This is a genomic window from Variovorax sp. GW821-FHT09D05 (genome assembly GCF_059416325.1).
In genome coordinates this window covers 342,735-360,350 of the sequence record NZ_JBWKOZ010000003.1, presented here as the reverse complement: position 1 = coordinate 360,350, position 17,616 = coordinate 342,735, and the positions used below count along the sequence as shown (strand labels likewise).

At 66.5% G+C, this 17,616-nt stretch carries 18 protein-coding genes; 13 read left to right on the top strand and 5 right to left on the bottom strand.

Annotated elements, in window-relative coordinates; genetic code table 11:
• Positions 1–10 precede the first annotated feature (10 nt).
• A complete protein-coding gene (locus AC07O3_RS09660; RefSeq protein WP_093056468.1) occupies positions 11–646 on the bottom strand; it encodes a YqhA family protein in 636 nt (211 codons plus the stop codon).
• A gap of 157 nt (positions 647–803) precedes the next feature.
• Between AC07O3_RS09660 and acs the strand changes: the two genes are divergently transcribed.
• Together acs and AC07O3_RS09650 are read left to right on the top strand one after the other, a co-directional pair.
• Positions 804–2,801: an acetate--CoA ligase gene (gene acs, locus AC07O3_RS09655; RefSeq protein ID WP_426388880.1), complete on the top strand. Its 1,998-nt coding sequence runs from the start codon at positions 804–806 to the stop codon at positions 2,799–2,801.
• Between the two features lie 139 nt (positions 2,802–2,940).
• The gene (locus AC07O3_RS09650; protein ID WP_093073774.1) at positions 2,941–3,441 is read left to right on the top strand and encodes an SPFH domain-containing protein; all 501 of its coding nucleotides are present in this window, start codon (positions 2,941–2,943) and stop codon (positions 3,439–3,441) included.
• 12 nt (positions 3,442–3,453) lie between these two features.
• On the opposite strand, the gene AC07O3_RS09645 is transcribed toward AC07O3_RS09650, so the two are convergent.
• Positions 3,454–3,768, bottom strand: coding sequence for a c-type cytochrome (locus AC07O3_RS09645; RefSeq protein ID WP_093056471.1), 315 nt, complete (start codon positions 3,766–3,768; stop codon positions 3,454–3,456).
• Between the two features lie 108 nt (positions 3,769–3,876).
• Between AC07O3_RS09645 and AC07O3_RS09640 the strand changes: the two genes are divergently transcribed.
• The gene (locus AC07O3_RS09640) at positions 3,877–4,131 is read left to right on the top strand and encodes a TIGR04438 family Trp-rich protein (protein WP_495339176.1); all 255 of its coding nucleotides are present in this window, start codon (positions 3,877–3,879) and stop codon (positions 4,129–4,131) included.
• A gap of 52 nt (positions 4,132–4,183) precedes the next feature.
• Positions 4,184–5,017: a DUF3592 domain-containing protein gene (locus AC07O3_RS09635; protein WP_495339175.1), complete on the top strand. Its 834-nt coding sequence runs from the start codon at positions 4,184–4,186 to the stop codon at positions 5,015–5,017.
• A 10-nt stretch (positions 5,018–5,027) separates the two neighbouring features.
• Here the strand turns inward: AC07O3_RS09635 and ilvD are convergent, their stop codons facing one another.
• Entirely contained in the window at positions 5,028–6,722 is a 1,695-nt protein-coding gene (gene ilvD, locus AC07O3_RS09630) for a dihydroxy-acid dehydratase (protein WP_093056474.1), read from the bottom strand.
• Between the two features lie 102 nt (positions 6,723–6,824).
• Here ilvD and AC07O3_RS09625 point away from each other — a divergent pair, with 102 nt between their 5' ends.
• The gene (locus AC07O3_RS09625; protein WP_093073776.1) at positions 6,825–7,769 is read left to right on the top strand and encodes a LysR family transcriptional regulator; all 945 of its coding nucleotides are present in this window, start codon (positions 6,825–6,827) and stop codon (positions 7,767–7,769) included.
• 24 nt (positions 7,770–7,793) lie between these two features.
• On the opposite strand, the gene AC07O3_RS09620 is transcribed toward AC07O3_RS09625, so the two are convergent.
• Positions 7,794–8,738 (bottom strand): LysR family transcriptional regulator, encoded by a 945-nt coding sequence (locus AC07O3_RS09620; RefSeq protein WP_426388876.1) that lies wholly within the window; start codon positions 8,736–8,738, stop codon positions 7,794–7,796.
• 125 nt (positions 8,739–8,863) lie between these two features.
• Between AC07O3_RS09620 and AC07O3_RS09615 the strand changes: the two genes are divergently transcribed.
• The 8 genes from AC07O3_RS09615 (at position 8,864) to AC07O3_RS09580 (ending at position 16,527) form a co-directional block, all read left to right on the top strand.
• A complete protein-coding gene (locus AC07O3_RS09615) occupies positions 8,864–9,637 on the top strand; it encodes an SDR family oxidoreductase (RefSeq protein WP_495339174.1) in 774 nt (257 codons plus the stop codon).
• A 32-nt stretch (positions 9,638–9,669) separates the two neighbouring features.
• A complete protein-coding gene (locus tag AC07O3_RS09610; RefSeq protein WP_093056478.1) occupies positions 9,670–9,939 on the top strand; it encodes a hypothetical protein in 270 nt (89 codons plus the stop codon).
• 65 nt (positions 9,940–10,004) lie between these two features.
• Positions 10,005–10,835 carry a prolipoprotein diacylglyceryl transferase gene (gene lgt / locus AC07O3_RS09605; RefSeq protein ID WP_495339173.1) on the top strand — a complete coding sequence of 277 codons (831 nt, stop codon included), beginning with the start codon at positions 10,005–10,007 and terminating at the stop codon, positions 10,833–10,835.
• Positions 10,836–10,947: 112 nt separating this feature from the next.
• Positions 10,948–11,616: a GntR family transcriptional regulator gene (locus AC07O3_RS09600; RefSeq protein ID WP_093056480.1), complete on the top strand. Its 669-nt coding sequence runs from the start codon at positions 10,948–10,950 to the stop codon at positions 11,614–11,616.
• 28 nt (positions 11,617–11,644) lie between these two features.
• Positions 11,645–13,111, top strand: a complete 1,467-nt coding sequence (locus tag AC07O3_RS09595) for a malonyl-CoA decarboxylase (protein WP_495339172.1) — start codon at positions 11,645–11,647, stop codon at positions 13,109–13,111.
• A 97-nt stretch (positions 13,112–13,208) separates the two neighbouring features.
• Entirely contained in the window at positions 13,209–14,195 is a 987-nt protein-coding gene (locus AC07O3_RS09590; protein WP_093056482.1) for a Bug family tripartite tricarboxylate transporter substrate binding protein, read from the top strand.
• Entirely contained in the window at positions 14,192–14,971 is a 780-nt protein-coding gene (locus AC07O3_RS09585) for an enoyl-CoA hydratase/isomerase family protein (RefSeq protein WP_495339171.1), read from the top strand. Before AC07O3_RS09590 ends, AC07O3_RS09585 begins: the two co-directional genes overlap by 4 nt.
• A 17-nt stretch (positions 14,972–14,988) precedes the next feature.
• Positions 14,989–16,527 (top strand): malonate--CoA ligase, encoded by a 1,539-nt coding sequence (locus AC07O3_RS09580; RefSeq protein WP_307615184.1) that lies wholly within the window; start codon positions 14,989–14,991, stop codon positions 16,525–16,527.
• A 10-nt stretch (positions 16,528–16,537) separates the two neighbouring features.
• Here the strand turns inward: AC07O3_RS09580 and AC07O3_RS09575 are convergent, their stop codons facing one another.
• On the bottom strand, positions 16,538–17,602 hold the full coding sequence (locus tag AC07O3_RS09575; RefSeq protein ID WP_495339170.1) for a phenylacetaldoxime dehydratase family protein: 1,065 nt from the start codon (positions 17,600–17,602) through the stop codon (positions 16,538–16,540).
• Between the last annotated feature and the right edge of the window lie 14 nt (positions 17,603–17,616).

The window sequence follows — 17,616 nt, the reverse complement described above, 5'->3', positions numbered from 1 at the left end:
GGGGCAAGGCTCAGTGGCCGTCGCCGGCGTGAGGCGCCGGGGCCATCAGCCGGTCGGTGTAGGCAATGGCCATTGCCGAGAACAGGAAGGCGATGTGGATCACGGTCTGCGCGATCAGCACGCGGTCGGTGTAGTTGTCCGCGTTGATGAAAGTCTTCAGCAGGTGGATGGAACTGATACCGATGATGGCGGTGGCCAGCTTCACCTTGAGCACCGAGGCGTTCACGTGGCTCAGCCATTCGGGCTGGTCACGGTGGCCTTCGAGGTCCATGCGGCTCACGAAGGTCTCGTAGCCGCCCACGATCACCATGATGAGCAGATTCGAGATCATCACCACGTCGATCAGCGCCAGCACCACCAGCATGATCACCGTCTCGTTGAGCGTGCCGACCGGCGCCGTGGTCTTGTAGCCGATGCTGGTAATGAGCGCCTGCAGTGCTTCCTTGCTGCCGAACGCGGCCTCGACCAGGTGCAGCAGCTCGACCAGGAAGTGCACGACGTACACGGCCTGCGCCACGATCAGCCCCAGGTACAGCGGCAGCTGCAGCCAGCGGCTCGCGAAGATCAGCTTGGGCAGGGGACGCAGCGGTGAAGCGCGGGCTGGTACGGGCGGGTTCCGGGGGTCGAAAGGTTCGGGAGCGGACATCGGCAAGGCGGTGGTTGGGGACCGGGGATTCTAGAGGTGCCCCAGTGACGCACTCGTGATAACCCCGAGAACTAACATCTGACCTTCGCAAGCCCGTCAGTGACCCGTAAGTGGACCCGTCGACATTACGGCCGCACCCATCCAGGAGACATAGAGCATGAGCAGCGCATCGAAGAACATTGAATCCGTCCTGGTCGAGAACCGCGTGTTCCCGCCCGACGCCCGCGCCACCGAAGGCGCCCGCATTTCCGGCATGGCCGCCTATGAGGCCCTGTGCAAGGAGGCCGAGCAGGATTTCGAAGGGTTCTGGACCCGCCTTGCCAAGGACAACCTGGACTGGACCAAGCCCTTCACCAAGACGCTCGACGAGTCGAAGGCGCCGTTCTACGAGTGGTTCGGCGACGGCGAACTCAATGCCAGCGCCAATTGCCTCGACAGGCACATCGGCACCCCGGTCGAGAACAAGACGGCCATCGTCTTCGAAGCCGACGACGGCACCGTCACCAACGTCACCTACAAGGAACTGCTCGCCCGCGTGAGCCAGTTCGCCAACGCGCTGAAGGCGCAGGGCATCCAGAAAGGCGACCGCGTCGTCATCTATATGCCGATGACGGTCGAGGGCGTGATCGCCATGCAGGCTTGCGCGCGCATCGGCGCCACCCACAGCGTGGTGTTCGGCGGCTTCTCGGCCAAGGCGCTGCAGGAGCGCATCATCGACGCGGGTGCGGTGGCGGTCATCACGGCCAATTACCAACTGCGCGGCGGCAAGGAGTTGCCGCTCAAGGCCATCGTGGATGACGGCATCGCGCTCGGCGGCTGCGAGTCGATCAAGACGGTGTTCGTGTACGAGCGCACGCCTAGCGCGTGGAACCGCGTGGAAGGTCGCGACAAGACATTCGCCGAAGCGCTGAAGGGCCAGAGCACCGAGTGCGCCCCCGTGCCAGTCAACGCCGAGCACCCGCTCTTCATCCTCTACACCTCGGGCTCCACCGGCAAGCCCAAGGGCGTGCAGCACGCAACTGGCGGCTACCTGCTGTGGGCCAGGCTCACGATGGACTGGACCTTCGACATCCGCCCCGAAGACGTGTTCTGGTGCACGGCTGACATCGGCTGGATCACCGGCCACACCTACGTCGCCTACGGTCCGCTCGCGGCCGGCGCCACGCAGGTGGTGTTCGAGGGCATCCCGACCTTCCCGCACGCGGGCCGCTTCTGGCAGATGATCGAGAAGCACAAGGTCAGCGTGTTCTACACCGCTCCCACCGCCATCCGCTCGCTCATCAAGGCGGCCGAGGGCGATGAAAAAGTGCACCCGAAGAACTGGGACCTCACGAGCCTGCGCATCCTCGGCTCAGTCGGCGAGCCGATCAATCCCGAGGCGTGGATGTGGTACCACCGCAATATCGGCGGCGAGCGCTGCCCCATCGTCGATACCTTCTGGCAGACCGAGACCGGCGGCCACGTGATCACGCCGCTGCCGGGCGCCACGCCGCTGGTGCCGGGCTCGTGCACGCTGCCGCTGCCGGGCATCATGGCTGCGATCGTCGACGAGACCGGCAAGGACCTGCCCAACGGCGCGGGCGGCATGCTGGTCATCAAGCGGCCGTGGCCCTCGATGATCCGCACGATCTGGAACGACCCCGAGCGCTTCAAGAAGAGCTACTTCCCCGAGGAGATGGGCGGCACGATCTACCTCGCCGGCGACGGCGCTGTACGCAGTGCCGACCGAGGCTATTTCCGCATCACCGGTCGCATCGACGACGTGCTGAACGTGTCGGGCCACCGCCTGGGCACGATGGAAATCGAATCGGCACTGGTGTCGAAGACCGACCTCGTGGCCGAAGCCGCGGTGGTAGGGCGGCCCGACGACGTGACGGGCGAAGCGGTGTGCGCCTTCGTCGTGCTCAAGCGGGCACGCCCGACAGGCGAGGAAGCCAAGCAGATTGCCAACGAGTTGCGCGCCTGGGTCGCAAAGGAAATCGGCCCCATCGCCAAGCCCAAGGACATCCGCTTCGGCGACAACCTGCCCAAGACGCGCAGCGGCAAGATCATGCGGCGACTGCTGCGCAGCATCGCCAAGGGCGAGGCGATCACGCAGGACACCTCGACGCTCGAGAATCCGGCCATCTTGGAACAGTTGTCACAGACCAACTGACCGGTGCTGTAGGACATGGCCGTCTATGCGGCCATCTGCACCGAACGGAGCTCTTCGCTGAGGTAAAACCGTCGCAACCACCGTGCGCCTCGACGCGCACGGGTTTTCGACGTGTTCGATCTTTCCGAAGGAGGCCCCCATGGGCGTGAGATCCGCTTTTCTTTTTGTCATCGTGCTGCTCATCGCGGCGCTCGCCGCGCTGAACTGGGGCACGCTGTCTGCATCCACCGATGTGTGGCTGGGCTTCATGACCGTCTCGGCGCCGCTGGGCCTGATCATGCTGGGCCTGACGGTGGTGCTGGCCGCTTTCTTCCTCGTCTACGTGCTGTACCTGCACAGCTCGGTGCTGATCGACACCAAGCGCCACACCAAGGAAATGCAGGTCCAGCGCGACCTGGCGGACAAGGCCGAGGCCTCGCGCTTCACCGAGCTGCGCAATTTCCTGGAGGCGCAGGAGAACAAGCACATGGCGCAGAACGCCGATCGTCAGGCGGCGATGCTGGCTCGCCTGGAGCAGCTCGAAACCGCGATCCGCCTGCGCTCGGACCAGACCGACAACACCGTGGCCGCGCACATCGGCCAGCTCGAAGACCGCATCGAGCGCCGGCCGGTGCCGGCGGACATCAACCCGCAGGCGTGATGCCCGAGGGGCCTACTTCGTCGACAGCACCCAGGCCGCGAGCTTCTTTGCGTCGGCTTCGCTGACCTGGTTGTTCGCCGGCATCGGCACCGGTCCCCACACGCCGGAGCCGCCCTTCATGATCTTGCTGGCAAGGGTGTCGACGGCGCCCTTGTCGTCCTTGTACTTGGCGGCCACGTCCTTGAACGACGGGCCGAGCACCTTGCGCTCGACCGCATGGCAGCTCATGCAGTTCTTCGAAGTCGCCAGGGCCAGGTCTGCGAAGGCGGGCGCGGCGAGCGTTACGAGGCCGAGGCCCAGAGCTGCCGACAACAAGACTCTTTTCATGGGGGATCTATTTGGTAAGGGCTGAGTTACATTCGACTCAACGCGATTGTAGGTAGCACCGTGCACGGCGTACGGATGCGTTGCCAGTACGACCCGGAGGGATTCGCAATGTGGTTTCTGGCATTGGGCCTGCTTGGACTGGCCCTCAAGTATCTCGAAGTAGGCATGGTCGCCGGCTGGAGCTGGTGGATCGTGCTGTCTCCGTTCGCGATGGCCGTCGCGTGGTGGGCCTGGGCCGATTCGTCGGGCTATACCAAGCGCAAGGTCATCGAGCGGGAAGAGCGGCGCAAGCAGGACCGCATCGACCGCCAGAAGACCAACATGGGCATGAAGACCGGCAACGGGCAGCGCCCGCGCCGCTGAGTCAGCGCCATCGGCCGAAGTCCCGGCACCGCATGCATCAAGCAGAAGTGCCATGGACGAAGAAGCCACCACCCACGCGCTGATCGTCTTCGGGCTGTCCCTGCTGCTCGGCCCGGCCCTCGGCGGGCTCGTGGGGTGGCTCAAGAGCTTTTTCTGGGGCGTGGGTGTCGGGGCGCTGGTGATCGGCTTCGCCGGCCTCTACGGCGCGGCCACCATCGGCTGGCACCGCTACCAGTCGATTGCCGGAACCACCAGCGTGCAGGGCAGCCTGGTCGAGTTCGTCGACGAACAAAGCAAGGACAGCAACGGCCGCACCGCGGTGTCGCGCGCGCCCATCATCGAATACACCGCATCCGACGGGCAGAAGCGCCGCGTCAAGGGGCTGGGCGGCGGCCTGTCGGGCAAGGAGTGGGGCGACGCGGTGGAGGTGCGCTACAGCGTGGCCGACCCTTCGAAGGCGCTGGTGGCCGATTTCCAGAACATGTGGGGCGGGGTCTGGGGGCTCGGCATCTTCGGCGCGTTTCCGAGCATGTTCGGCTTGTTCTTCATCGGCATGGCGCTGAAGGAGGGGCGCAGCAGGTACGGCTACGGCAGCAGGCCACCACCTGTGCGCGAGCCAACGCCGGTGCAGAAGCGCTGGCGCACGCGCGGCACTGTACTCGCCAACATCGTCTTCCTGGCCGGCTTCGCGCTGGTGTTTCTCTATCCCGACCCGGAACCGATGAAGCAGTTTGGCGCGGGCTTCATGACCATCGGCGCCGGCGCCATGCTGCACTTTCTCGTGCAAAACCTGCCGCCGGCACTGGAGTTCCAGGCTCGCAGCATCCTCGCGATCGTAGGCCTCGGGTTTCTGGCCTTCGGCTACGGCGCGTGGATGATGGCCTGACTGGTGGATTTCAGAACTTGTCGAGCACCGCGCCCGAGCTCGCGCTCGAGGCGTTGAACGCGAACTTCGCCTGCACGCCGCGCGTGTAGCGCGGAGCCGGTGCCTTCCAGCCTTCGCGGCGCTTGGCGATCTCGGCTTCTGGCACGTTCAGTTCGAGCTTGAGTTCGTGCGCGTCGATGGTGATCGAGTCACCCTCGTTCACGAAGGCGATGGTGCCGCCGGCTGCGGCTTCAGGTGCCACGTGGCCCACCACCATGCCCCAGGTACCGCCCGAGAAGCGGCCGTCGGTGATCAGGCCCACGCTTTCGCCGAGACCCGCGCCGATCAGCGCGCCGGTCGGCGCCAGCATTTCGGGCATGCCCGGGCCGCCCTTGGGGCCGAGGTAGCGCAGCACCATCACGTCGCCGGCCTTGATCTTGCCGTCGAGGATGGCCTTGAGCGCCGACTGCTCGTCGTCGAACACGCGCGCCGGGCCGGTGATGACCGGGTTCTTCAGCCCGGTGATCTTGGCGACCGCGCCTTCGGGCGACAGGTTGCCCTTCAGGATGGCGAGGTGGCCTTCCGCGTACATGGGCTTGTCGATGGGGCGGATCACGTCCTGGTCGGCGCGCGGCACGTCCGGCACGTCCTTCAGCACTTCGGCGATGGTCTGGCCGCTGATGGTGATGCAGTCGCCATGCAGCAGGCCGGCCTTCAGCAGCACCTTCATCACTTGCGGAATGCCGCCGGCCTGGTGCAGGTCGACCGCGAGGTACTTGCCCGAGGGCTTCAGGTCGCAGATCACCGGCACCTTCTTGCGCATGCGCTCGAAGTCGTCGATGGTCCATTCGACCTCTGCCGCATGCGCAATGGCCAGGAAGTGCAGCACCGCGTTGGTCGAGCCGCCCGTGGCCATGATGACCGCCACCGCGTTCTCGATGGCCTTCTTGGTCACGATGTCGCGCGGCTTCAGGTCTTTCTTGATCGCCTCGATCAGCACCTTGGCCGATTCCTTGGCCGAGTTGGCCTTCTCGTCGTGCGGGTTGGCCATGGTCGACGAGTAGGGCAGCGAGATGCCCAGCGCTTCGAATGCGCTGGACATGGTGTTGGCCGTGTACATGCCGCCGCACGAGCCGGTGCCGGGGATGGCGCGCTTCTCGATCTCGTGCAGGTCTTCGTCGCTCATGTTGCCGGCGGCGTTCTGGCCCACGGCCTCGAACACGCTCACGATGTTCAGGTCTTGCCCCTTGTAGCGGCCCGGCAGGATGGTGCCGCCGTAGACGTAGATGGCCGGTACGTTGGCGCGCAGCATGCCCATGAGGCCGCCGGGCATGTTCTTGTCGCAGCCGCCGACCACCAGCACGCCGTCCATCCACTGGCCGCCCACGCAGGTCTCGATGCAGTCGGAGATGACTTCGCGGCTGACCAGCGAGTACTTCATGCCCTCGGTGCCCATGGCCATGCCGTCGGAGATGGTGGGCGTGCCGAACACCTGCGCGTTGCCGCCTGCTTCCTCGATGCCGGCGATGGCCGCGTCGGCCAGCTTCTGCAGGCCCGAGTTGCAGGGCGTGATGGTGCTGTGGCCGTTGGCGACGCCGACCATCGGCTTCTTGAAGTCGCCCTCTTCGTAGCCCATGGCGTAGAACATCGAGCGGTTGGGCGCGCGACTCTTGCCTTCGACGATGTTGGCGCTGCGGCGGTTGATCTGGATTGGCTTGGTGTCCATGGTGTCTCTTCTATCGTGGGGGAGATCGGGGGAGCCCAAGTATCGGACTTCTGATTGATTGCTTCCAATCCATTTTCAAGCACAGATTAATATGCTTGGCATATGAATGAAGCCCTGATCGACCTGCGGGCCTGGCGCCAGTTCGTCGCCGTGGCCGAAGAGCTGCACTTCGGCCGCGCCGCGCTACGGCTGCACATGACGCAGCCACCGGTCACGCAAGCCATTGCCCAGCTCGAGAAGACGCTGGGCGTGGTGCTGTTCGACCGTACCCGGCGGCGCGTGGCGCTCACGCCGGCCGGCGAGGCCTTGCTGCCAGATGTGCGCGAGCTGCTGGCCCGCGCGCAGGCGTTGCCTGCCCGGGCGCGGGCAGCGGCGGCGGGGCAGGTGGGCCGGGTGCGCATCGCCTTCGTCTCGACCGTCGGCTTCGAGCAACTGCCGGCCTGGGTGCGCGAGTTCCGCGTGCTGTGCCCCGAGGTGGCGCTCGAACTGGTCGAGGCCACCGGCGACGTGCAGCTCGAAGCCTTCGCACGTGGCGAGATCGATGCGGGGCTGATGCTGCATTCGCCCGGTGCGGCGCCGCCAGGGCTGGCCCGGTTGCCGGTGGAGGAAGAGGCGCTGGTGCTGGCCCTGCCGGCGCAGCACCGGCTCGCCCGCGCGCGGCCCGTGCCGCTGGCGGAGGTGCTGGCCGAGCCGTTGGTGATCTTTCCGCGCCGCATCGTGCCCTCGCTGCACGACGCGGTCTTCGACCTCTATCACGCGGCCGGCCGCGTGCCGCAGGTGGCGCAGGAGGCAATCCAGATGCAGACCATCGTCAATCTGGTGTCGGGCGGCATCGGCGTTGCCTGGGTGCCGCACAGCGTGATGCAGTTCCGGCGCGCGGGCGTCGTCTACCGGCAGGTCGACGAGTTCAAGGGCGTTGGGCGGCGCCGCGTGGCCTTGCCGGCCTGCGAGACAAGCCTCGTGTGGCCCGCACAGGCCGCGCATCCGGCGCTGGCGCGTTTCGTGGCGTTCGTGCGCGAGCGCACGGCACGGGCCCAGGCGAAATAGCGGGCAGGGCGCCTGCCTTTGCCTCTATCTGCGCGATGCCCGCGCGCCACCCGTCTTCGACATCGCTCGCGGGTCGAGCGAATCGGAGAGCAGGGTTTCGAGCCAGCCCGCGAAGGCCTGCACGCGCCGCGACAGGTTGCGCCGGTGCGGGTACACGAGCTGCACCGGCAGCGGCTCGGCGCGTGCGTCGGCCAGCACCTCGATCAGTTCGCCGGCCGCGAGGTGCTCGCGCACGTCGTACGCCGGAATCTGGATCAGGCCCAGGCCGGCCAGTGCGCAGGCGATGTAGGTCTCGGCATTGTTCGCCGCCACCTGGCTGCGCATGCGCAAGCTCGCGGTTTCCCCGTCGCGCTGCCATTCCCACGGCGCCGCGCGCCCGCTGGTCGGCGAGGCGTAGTTGACGGCCATGTGTTGCGGCAGATCGGCGGGCGTGCGCGGCGTGCCGTGGCGTGCCAGGTAAGCCGGGCTCGCGCAGTTGATCAACGTGAAATGCCCGAGCGGCCGTGCCACCAGGCTGCTGCTGGCCAGCGGCCCCACGCGCAGCGCACAGTCGACGCCTTCGAGCACAAGATCCACCGCGCGGTCGCTGGAGCCCAGTTCGAGCTCGATGGCCGGATGGCGCTCGAAGAAGCCCGGGAGTGCTGGCGCGATCAGCCGCCGCGCGATGCGGCTCGGCACGTCGACCTTGAGCCGGCCGCTCACCTGGCCGTGCGCGGGCAGGAACTGCTGCTCCATGTCTTCCATGTCGGCCACCAGCGCGCGGGCACGCTCCAGCATCACTTCGCCGTCGGGCGTGAGGCCCACCCGGCGCGTGGTCCGGTGCAGCAGGCGAGAGCCGAGGCGGGTTTCGAGCTGCTGCACGGCCGTCGAGATGGTCGCGCGCGGCAGGCCCAGGCGGTCGGCTGCGCGTGTGAAGCTGCCGGCCTCGGCCACGCGCACGAAGACCTGGAGGAGGTCGATGCGGTCCATGGGTAATCTGGATTGTTCGTGATTTATTGAACAGTCTAGCCTTGGCTGGGTGATTTATCTGTCGTGTACTGATCAATAGACTGAATGCTCCCGTCACGCATCACCCTCTACAAAGGAGTCCATTCATGTCCGCACGCACTCTCAAGAACAAGGTCGTCGTCATCGCCGGCGGTGGCAAGAACCTCGGCGCCCTCATTGGCCGCCAGATGGTCGACGGCGGCGCCCGCGGCGTCGCCATTCACTACAACAGCGATGCCTCGCGCGCCGATGCCGAAAAAACCGCCGCCGCGCTCAAGGCCAAGGGCGCCGATACGCTGCTGGTGCAGGGCGATCTCTCGGTGGTCGACAACAGCGTGAAGCTGTTCGACCAGGCCGTGAAGCACTTCGGGCAGGTCGACATCGCCATCAACACTGCCGGCGTGGTCATCAAGAAGCCGATCCTCGACGTCACCGAGGCCGACTACGACAAGAGCTTCGACGCCAATGCCAAGGCTGCTTTCTTCTTCATCCAGCAGGCCGGCCGCACGATGGCCGACGGCGGCAGCATCGTCACGCTGGTGAGTTCGCTGCTGGCGGCCTACACGCCGTTCTATGCGATCTATCCGGGCTCGAAGGCGGCGGTGGAGCACTACACGCGCGCCGCGTCGAAGGAGTTCGGCGAGCGCGGCATCTCGGTCAACGCGATTGGCCCTGGCCCGATGGACACGCCGTTCTTCTACGGGCAGGAGAGCAAGGAGGCCGTCGAATACCACAGCAGCGCCGCCGCGCTGAGCAAGTTCTCGAAGAAGGGCCTCACCGACATCGAAGACATCGCACCCATCGTGCGCTTCCTCGTCACCGAAGGCTGGTGGATCACCGGGCAGACGATTTTTGCCAACGGCGGCTACACCACACGCTGATCCGGCAAGATGCCGCCTGGAGGACGAACGATATGCACACGATCATGGTGATGGGCGGCGGCTTCGTGCTGCTGGTGGTGTTCCTGCTGGCCGCGCGCTTCATGGGCGACGGCTCTTCGGCTGCGCTGGCCGTGGCGGCCAAATGGTTCATTCCGGCGTGGTTCATCGGCGCGGGCATCAACATGGCCGTGGGCGTGATCAAGGCGGGGTACTCGGTGGCCGAGGAGCTGCCGATCTTCCTGCTGATCTTCGCGGTGCCCGCCGTGGTGGCGGGGCTGCTGTGGTGGAAGTTCGGGCGCTAGTTCTTCGGTAGCGGCCTGAATATCCCCGTCCCGGCCCCGACATTCGGCCGGGGCACAATCCGCGGATGCTCATGTATCCGCAGATCAACCCCATCGCCCTGCAACTCGGGCCGGTGGCCATTCACTGGTACGGCCTGACCTACCTGGCCGCGTTTGCGCTCTTCTATTTTCTCGGCACGCGCCGGCTGCGGCATGAGCCGTATCGCTCGCTGGTGGGCGCAGGCGCATGGCAGCGCAGGGACATCGAGGACATTCTTTTCCTCGGCGTGATGGGCGTCATCGTCGGCGGGCGGCTGGGTTATTGCCTGTTCTACAAGCCCGAGTTCTATCTCACGCATCCGCTCGAAATCCTCTACGTGTGGCAGGGCGGCATGAGCTTCCACGGCGGGCTGCTCGGCGTGATTGGCGCAATGGTCTGGTTCTCGCATTCGCGCGCACGGCCGTTCTGGCAGGTGATGGATTTCGTTGCGCCCTGCGTGCCGACAGGTCTGGCTGCCGGTCGCGTGGGCAACTTCATCAACGGCGAGCTGTGGGGCCGCTTCAGCAGCCCCGATCTGCCTTGGGGCATGGTGTTTCCGCAGAGCGGATCGATGCTGCCGCGCCATCCCTCGCAGGTCTACCAGTTCCTGCTCGAAGGGCTGCTGCTCTTCGTGGTGATGTGGCTCTATGCGCGCAAGGAACGCAAGCAGGGGCAGGTGGCCGCGGTGTTCCTGATCGGCTACGGCGTGCTGCGCTTCGTGGCCGAGTACTTCCGCGAGCCTGACGATTTCCTCGGCCTGCGTGCACTCAACCTGAGCCAAGGGCAGTGGCTCAGCGTGCCGATGGTGATTGCCGGCATTGCGCTGTGGTTCTGGTTCGGTCGCTCGGGCAGCAAGACAGCCACCGCACGCGCTTGAGCCTCTTCAATCGGAAGTTCGCAGGGTAAGTACCAGCCGCGCCGGATCGGGCGCAGGCTCAGAATTACGCGTAATTACAGGAAATTACGTCGCACTTGCTGCCCCGATCCGTATGCGCCTGGTCCCCAACTCCCTGCACGATGAAGTCGCCGCCACGCTGCGCGAGCAGATCTTCGACGGCACGCTGACTCCCGGCAGCTTCCTGGACGAGGCAGCCCTGTGCGAGCGGCTCTCCATCTCGCGCACGCCGCTGCGCGAGGCGCTCAAGGTGCTTACCGCCGAAGGCCTGCTGCGGCACGAGCCGCGGCGCGGCTGCTTCGTCAACGAGGTGACCGAGCGTGACCTCGACGAGATCTTTCCCGTCATCGCGCTGCTCGAAGGCCGTTGCGCCTACGAGGCCGCCCGCAACGCCAGCGACGCCGAGCTGCACGAACTCGACGCGCTGCACGAGCGGCTGGTGCGCCACGCCAAGGCGCGCCGCATCAACGACTACTACGCCACCAATCACATCATTCACGAGGCGATCATCAAGCTCGCTGACAACAAGTGGCTGGCGCAGGTGATCGGCGACCTGCGCAAGATCCTCAAGCTAGCGCGGCTGCAGCAGCTGCATGCGCCGGGGCGGCTCGACCAGAGCCTGTCGGAGCATCTGGCCGTGTTCGCCGCGCTCAAGGCGCGCGACAGCGAAGGCGCCGACGCCGCCATGCGCACGCACATGACGCGCCAGCGCGAGGCGCTGCGCGAAGTCATGCGCAATCAGAAATCCAGGGTGATGCCGTGACCATCCCCTCAAAAATTGGAGTGCCCCGATGAGTGCGACCGAATGGTTCCAGGCGCGGCTGCGTTCTGGCGAAAAGTCCAAGGTGCCCGTGGCGCCCGAAGCCGCTGCCAAGAGCGCGCCGAAGAATGCGCCCAAGCCCAGCGCACGCTCGACCGCCGAGCGCCTGCAGGTCACTCTGCGCAAGGCTGACGAAGCCCTGTCGCCGCGCGCGCTGCGCCGCGTGCTGGCCGACCTGCAGGCCGTGATCGACCCGCGCGTGAGCGAGGTCGAGGGTGGCCGCCGCGCCCACGCCATCGCGGACGCCTACCGCGCCGCCACGGCCGAGGAGCGCCGCGACTACTGGGCGCTCATGAGCGAGCATTTCGCCGCCGATGCGCAAAAGCTCAAGACTGCCCGCGACCAGCACCAGGCGGCGGTCGGCACGCCCGACGAAGGCCAGGCCGAGCTGCGCCTGCGCCGCGCACTGGTGTCGCCGCGCATGCGCCTGCTGCAGCGCTTTGCGGTCGAGCCTGAAGGCATGCGCTTCCTGGTCGACCTGCGCGCCGACCTGCTTCCGTGCCTGAAGGCCGACAAGCGCCTGCTCGCGCTCGACGCCGAGCTGGAGCAACTCTTCTCCACCTGGTTCGACGTGGCCTTCCTCGAACTGCGCCGCATCGACTGGGATTCGCCCGCCTCGCTGATCGAAAAGCTCATTCGCTACGAAGCGGTGCACGACATCAAGAGCTGGTCTGACGTGAAGAACCGGCTCGACGACAGCGACCGCCGCTGCTACGGCTTCTTCCATCCGCGCCTGCCGAACGAGCCGCTGATCTTTGTCGAAGTGGCGCTGGTCGACCGCATCAGCGACGGCATCACGCCGCTGCTTGACGAAGCCGCCGTGCCCGTGCTGCCGGCAAGGGCCACCACCGCGATCTTCTATTCGATCAGCAACACGCAGAACGGCCTGCGCGGCGTGAGCTTCGGCGATTCGCTCATCAAGCGCGTGGTCGAGACCCTGCAGGACGAGCTGCCGCGCCTGAAGACCTTCGCCACGCTCTCGCCGATTCCGGGCTTTCGCACCTGGCTCGCGAAGAACGCAGCCGACCTGCTGCCGCGCCTCGACGAGAAGCGCGAGGCCGAGCTCGGCCGCCTCGTCGGCTCGCTTCCGCCGACCGCCGAGCGCCTGCTTGCCGCGGTGGACGCGACCGCCACTTTCGATGCGAAGTCGCCGCTGCGCCAATGGCTGATGCAGGCCGCTGCCGAGTACCTCGGCCGCGCGCTGGTCGACGGCACGCCGGCCGACCCGGTCGCTCGCTTCCACCTGGGCAACGGCGCCCGCGTGGAGCGCCTGAACTGGGCGGGCGATCCGTCGCCCAAGGGGCACAGGCAGTCTTACGGGCTCATGGTCAACTACCTCTACGACCTCAAGCGCCTGGACAAGCATCGCACCTGGCTGGCGGATGGCAAGGTGGCAGTATCGGGAGACGTCGAAAGCCTGTACTTCAAAAAAGGCTGAGGTCCTTATCGGAAAGTCCCAAGCGCCGGCGCCACAAGCGCCTGCAACAGCCGCATGGTGCGGCAAGATCCACAACGACAGACAGGAGAAGAGACACATGAACCCAAGCTTTCAACGCCGCGACGTCCTGCGCGTGGCTGCCGCCGGTGCGGCCGTTCTCTGCGGCGCAGCGCGGGCCCAGCAGGGCTGGCCGACGAAGCCCGTGACGATGATCGTGCCGTTCCCGGCCGGCGGCGGGACGGACGCGTTCGCGCGGCCGCTGTCGGGGCAGTTCTCGCGGCTGACGAACCAGTCGCTCATCATCGATAACCGCGGCGGCGCTGGCGGCACGCTGGGTGCGAGCGTGGCCTCGAAGGCTTCGGCCGACGGCTACTCGCTGTTCATGGGCGCGGTGCACCATGCCATTGCGCCGTCCGTCTATCCCAGGCTCGACTACGACATCGAGAAAGACTTCGTGCCGCTGATGCTGCTGGCCAACGTGCCGCAGGTGGTGGTGGTCAATCCGCGCCGCGTGGCGGCCAACAACATCAAGGAATTCATCGCGCTTGCCAAGGCCAACCCCGGCAAGCTGAACTACGGCTCGGCCGGCGCCGGCACCTCGCACCACCTGGCCGGCGAGTTGTTCAAGATCCAGACCGGCACCTTCATCACGCACATTCCTTACCGTGGTGCCGGGCCGGCACTGGCGGACCTGATCGCCGGCAATGTCGACCTGATGTTCGATGGCCTCGGTTCCTCGGCCCAGTACATCAAGAGCGGTCGCATCAAGGCACTGATGGTGGCCGGCACCAAGCGCAACCCCGCGTTCCCCGACGTGCCCTGCGCCGCGGAGGTGGGCTTGCCCGACTACACCGTGACCACCTGGTACGGACTGTGGGCACCACGGCGCACGCCCGCCGACGTGCAGCCGCAGATCGTCGCCGAGATGCAGAAGGTGCTGGCGGCTGACGACATCAAGAACATCTGGGCCCAGAACGGCTCGGAAATCCCGACCCTCACGGGCCCTGCCTACGGCAGCTTCGTGAGTTCCGAGATCAAGCGCTGGGCCACGGTTGTGAAGGCCTCGGGCGCAAAGATCGAATGACAGGCGGCAGCGGCATCTCGTTGCGCCAGGAAGGCGCCATCGCGTTCGTCACGTTGTCGAACGCGGGGCGCCTCAATGCCATGACGCGCGCCATGTGGCGCGAGCTGCGCGCCGTGTTTGACAGCCTGCGCAACGACGATGGCGGCCTGCGCTGCGTCGTCGTGCGCGGCGAGGGCGGGGCCTTCTGCGCGGGCGGCGATATTTCCGAGTACCCATCGTTCCGCTTCGAAGAGCCCAGCCTGCGCGAGTTTCACGAGAACGAAGTGTGGGCCGCGCTGCAGGCCATGCTCGACTGCGCGCTGCCACTCGTCGCGCAGATCGAGGGTGCCTGCATGGGCGCGGGCATCGAGATCGCGAGCTGCTGCGACATCCGCCTGGCCGGCGCGTCCGCGAAGTTCGGCGCGCCCATCGCAAAGCTCGGTTTTCCGATGGCGCCGCGCGAAGCCGCGCTGGTGCATGGCGCCATTGGCGATGTGCTCGCGCGCGACATGCTGCTCGCCGCTGGCGTGCACGGTGCGCAGCGCCTGTACGACGCGGGCTTCCTGCTGCAGGTGCTGCCCGACAACGAAGTGGCTGCCGCCGTGCAGTCACACGCCACGCGCATCGCCGCGCTCGCGCCGCAGGCCGCGCGCCTGCACAAGCAGACCTTTGCAGCACTGCGGGCCGGAGCCCCATCGGCCCACGACCTGCTGGCCACCGCCTACGACTACGCCGACTCCGCCGAACACCGCGAGGGCATCGCCGCCTTTCTCGCCAAGCGCACCCCGAATTTCTGAAGATAAGAAACCGTCAGATGAAGAAGACCGCCAACGCCAACCTGTTCGCCGCCCTGCGCGCGGCTTTCCCCGCCGACCTCGACAGCATCGCCGTCGAAACCGACAACGGTCTGTTCTATTCCTGGCGCGATGTCGAGCGCGCCAGCGCCATGATCGCCAACCTGCTCGATGCGCTGAAGCTGGAGAAGGGCGCGCGCATCGCGGTGCAGGTCGAGAAATCTGTCGAGGCCATGCTGCTGTACCTCGCCACGCTGCGCGCGGGCTATGTGTTCCTGCCGCTCAACACCGCCTACCAGAGCGCCGAGATCGAATACTTCATCGGCAACGCCGAGCCGGCCGTGGTGGTGTGCACCAGCCGCAATGCGTCGTGGGTGGGGCCGATCGCCAACGCGGCGGGCACGCAGCACGTCTTCACGCTGGACGACGACCGCACCGGGACGCTGCTCGAAATTGCCGCGCAATGCAGCGACAAGCACACCATGGCCCAGCGCAAGGCCGACGACATGGCCGCGATCCTCTACACCAGCGGCACCACCGGCCGCAGCAAGGGCGCGATGCTCACGCACGGCAACCTGCTGTCGAACGCCCAGGTGCTGAAGGACTACTGGGGCTGGACCGAAGGCGACGTGCTGATCCACGCGCTGCCCATCTTCCACGTGCATGGCCTGTTTGTCGCGCTTCACGGCGCGCTGCTCAACGGCAGCAAGATGCTGTGGTTCTCGAAGTTCGACCCGAAGCGCGTCGTGCAGAAGCTGCCCGAAGCCACGGTGTTCATGGGCGTGCCCACCCTGTATGTGCGGCTGCTGGCCGAGCCGGGCCTCACGCGCGAGGCGGTGCGCAACATGCGCCTGTTCGTCGCGGGCTCGGCGCCGCTCTTGATCGAAACCTTCGACGAGTGGCGTGAGCGCACCGGCCACACCATTCTCGAACGCTACGGCATGAGCGAGACGGTCATGCTCACGTCGAACCCCTACACCGCCGCACAGGGCGAACGCCGCGGCGGCACTGTCGGCTTTGCGCTGCCGGGCGTGCAACTGCGCGTGCGCGACGACAGCGGCCGCGACTGCACCACCGACGAGATCGGCAACATCGAGGTCAGTGGGCCCAACGTGTTCGCGGGCTACTGGCGCATGCCCGAGAAGACGAAGGAAGAGTTCACCTCCGACGGCTTCTTCAAGACGGGTGATGTGGGCAAGATCGACGGCCTGGGCTACATCGTCATCGTCGGGCGCAGCAAGGACCTGATCATCAGCGGCGGCTACAACGTGTACCCGGCCGAGATCGAGGGCTACATCAACGAGATGGCCGGCGTGGCCGAGAGTGCCGTGGTCGGCGTGCCGCACCCCGACTTCGGCGAGGTGGGCGTGGCCATCGTCATCGCGAAGGCAGGCGCTTCGCTGGATGCCGAGGCCATCGTGGCCGACCTGAAGGCCAGGCTCGCGAACTTCAAGATTCCGAAGCGCTGCTTCGTCGTGCCGGAACTGCCGCGCAACGCGATGGGCAAGGTGCAGAAGGCGCTGCTGCGCGCGGAGCACAAGGCGCTGTTCGCGGCCTGATCGAATCGGCTCATGCAACGGGCGCCAGCCCGTTCATCAGCCCGCTGCGCGCGTGGCAGTTGATGTACTCGTAGCTCTGCTCGTCGGCCTTGAGCACCGACACCTCGTGGTACACGCGCAGCTGCAGCTGGAAGTTCAGCGCCTGCACATAGCGCATGAAGCTGCCGAAGATCGCGACGTGCGTGGGGTGCGATTCGGCCCAACGCTCCATGTCGGCCAGCGAGCGCCAGTAGCTCAGGCCGAAGGACTTCTGCAGCGGTGCGCCTTTCGCGTCGAGGTGGTGCATGTAGCGGTTGCTGTAGCAGCCGATGCCCAAGCCTTGGTCGCGCAGGAAGTCCATGCCCTCGCGCAGCACCGGCTCCATGTCTTCCAGGTAGAGCGTGCGTTCCTGCCCGGTGGTGTCGGTCCATTCCTGGCCGGAGCGGATCATTGCGATGTTCTCGTGGCCCGCGATGCGCACGCGCTGGCCCGGAGCCGGCGTGCCGGCGATCACTGCACGCGTGCCCGAAGGCGTCATCGCATCGGTCTGCGAGAGCGGGATGCGGTCGCGCATCGAACCCCAGTAGCCGTGCTCCTGCAGTTCGCCGCTGACCTCGCCCATGACCACGCCGACGCCCTCGAAGCGGTCGGGTGTGTTGAACATGGTTTCGAAGTGCTCGACGCGCGGCGACGCGATCTCGCGGAAGTAGCCGAGGCCTTCGTTGAGCCGATCGTCGGAGCGCCACCAGGCATCGATTGCGGGCGTGGCGCACCAGCGTGCGTAGGCCGCAGCGTCGCTCCAGTAGGCGATGGCGATCATGTTGTCGAAGCCCTCGGCATCGACGTAGTGCGTCAGGTCATGGTGGCCCGGGCCGTCGGGCAGGGCGAAGTCGCGGGCGATCTTCATCAGCGCGGCGCAGGCGCGGCCCTGTATTTCGGGGCCGCGCGATTGCACGCCGAAGTAGCCCATCACGACCTGCTTCACCGATGTTGGCGCACGGGCCGACCACACGGGGTAGGGCGGCGTGTAGTCGTCTTCCACGCGACGGTGCCGCGTGCGAGGGCACTTCAGATGCTCGGCAATGGCGGATTCCATGGCGTGCCTCCTTG

What these genes read in the sequence shown, in the direction of transcription:
- AC07O3_RS09635 (WP_495339175.1), top strand. Translation starts at nt 4,184, where the DNA reads ATGGACGAAGAAGCCACCACCCACGCGCTGATCGTCTTCGGGCTGTCC.
- AC07O3_RS09620 (WP_426388876.1), bottom strand. Translation starts at nt 8,738, where the DNA reads ATGGACCGCATCGACCTCCTCCAGGTCTTCGTGCGCGTGGCCGAGGCC.
- AC07O3_RS09595 (WP_495339172.1), top strand. Translation starts at nt 11,645, where the DNA reads ATGAGTGCGACCGAATGGTTCCAGGCGCGGCTGCGTTCTGGCGAAAAG.
- AC07O3_RS09615 (WP_495339174.1), top strand. Translation starts at nt 8,864, where the DNA reads ATGTCCGCACGCACTCTCAAGAACAAGGTCGTCGTCATCGCCGGCGGT.
- AC07O3_RS09640 (WP_495339176.1), top strand. Translation starts at nt 3,877, where the DNA reads ATGTGGTTTCTGGCATTGGGCCTGCTTGGACTGGCCCTCAAGTATCTC.
- AC07O3_RS09625 (WP_093073776.1), top strand. Translation starts at nt 6,825, where the DNA reads ATGAATGAAGCCCTGATCGACCTGCGGGCCTGGCGCCAGTTCGTCGCC.
- AC07O3_RS09580 (WP_307615184.1), top strand. Translation starts at nt 14,989, where the DNA reads ATGAAGAAGACCGCCAACGCCAACCTGTTCGCCGCCCTGCGCGCGGCT.
- AC07O3_RS09575 (WP_495339170.1), bottom strand. Translation starts at nt 17,602, where the DNA reads ATGGAATCCGCCATTGCCGAGCATCTGAAGTGCCCTCGCACGCGGCAC.
- AC07O3_RS09660 (WP_093056468.1), bottom strand. Translation starts at nt 646, where the DNA reads ATGTCCGCTCCCGAACCTTTCGACCCCCGGAACCCGCCCGTACCAGCC.
- ilvD (WP_093056474.1), bottom strand. Translation starts at nt 6,722, where the DNA reads ATGGACACCAAGCCAATCCAGATCAACCGCCGCAGCGCCAACATCGTC.
- AC07O3_RS09600 (WP_093056480.1), top strand. Translation starts at nt 10,948, where the DNA reads ATGCGCCTGGTCCCCAACTCCCTGCACGATGAAGTCGCCGCCACGCTG.
- lgt (WP_495339173.1), top strand. Translation starts at nt 10,005, where the DNA reads ATGCTCATGTATCCGCAGATCAACCCCATCGCCCTGCAACTCGGGCCG.
- AC07O3_RS09590 (WP_093056482.1), top strand. Translation starts at nt 13,209, where the DNA reads ATGAACCCAAGCTTTCAACGCCGCGACGTCCTGCGCGTGGCTGCCGCC.
- acs (WP_426388880.1), top strand. Translation starts at nt 804, where the DNA reads ATGAGCAGCGCATCGAAGAACATTGAATCCGTCCTGGTCGAGAACCGC.
- AC07O3_RS09645 (WP_093056471.1), bottom strand. Translation starts at nt 3,768, where the DNA reads ATGAAAAGAGTCTTGTTGTCGGCAGCTCTGGGCCTCGGCCTCGTAACG.
- AC07O3_RS09610 (WP_093056478.1), top strand. Translation starts at nt 9,670, where the DNA reads ATGCACACGATCATGGTGATGGGCGGCGGCTTCGTGCTGCTGGTGGTG.
- AC07O3_RS09585 (WP_495339171.1), top strand. Translation starts at nt 14,192, where the DNA reads ATGACAGGCGGCAGCGGCATCTCGTTGCGCCAGGAAGGCGCCATCGCG.
- AC07O3_RS09650 (WP_093073774.1), top strand. Translation starts at nt 2,941, where the DNA reads ATGGGCGTGAGATCCGCTTTTCTTTTTGTCATCGTGCTGCTCATCGCG.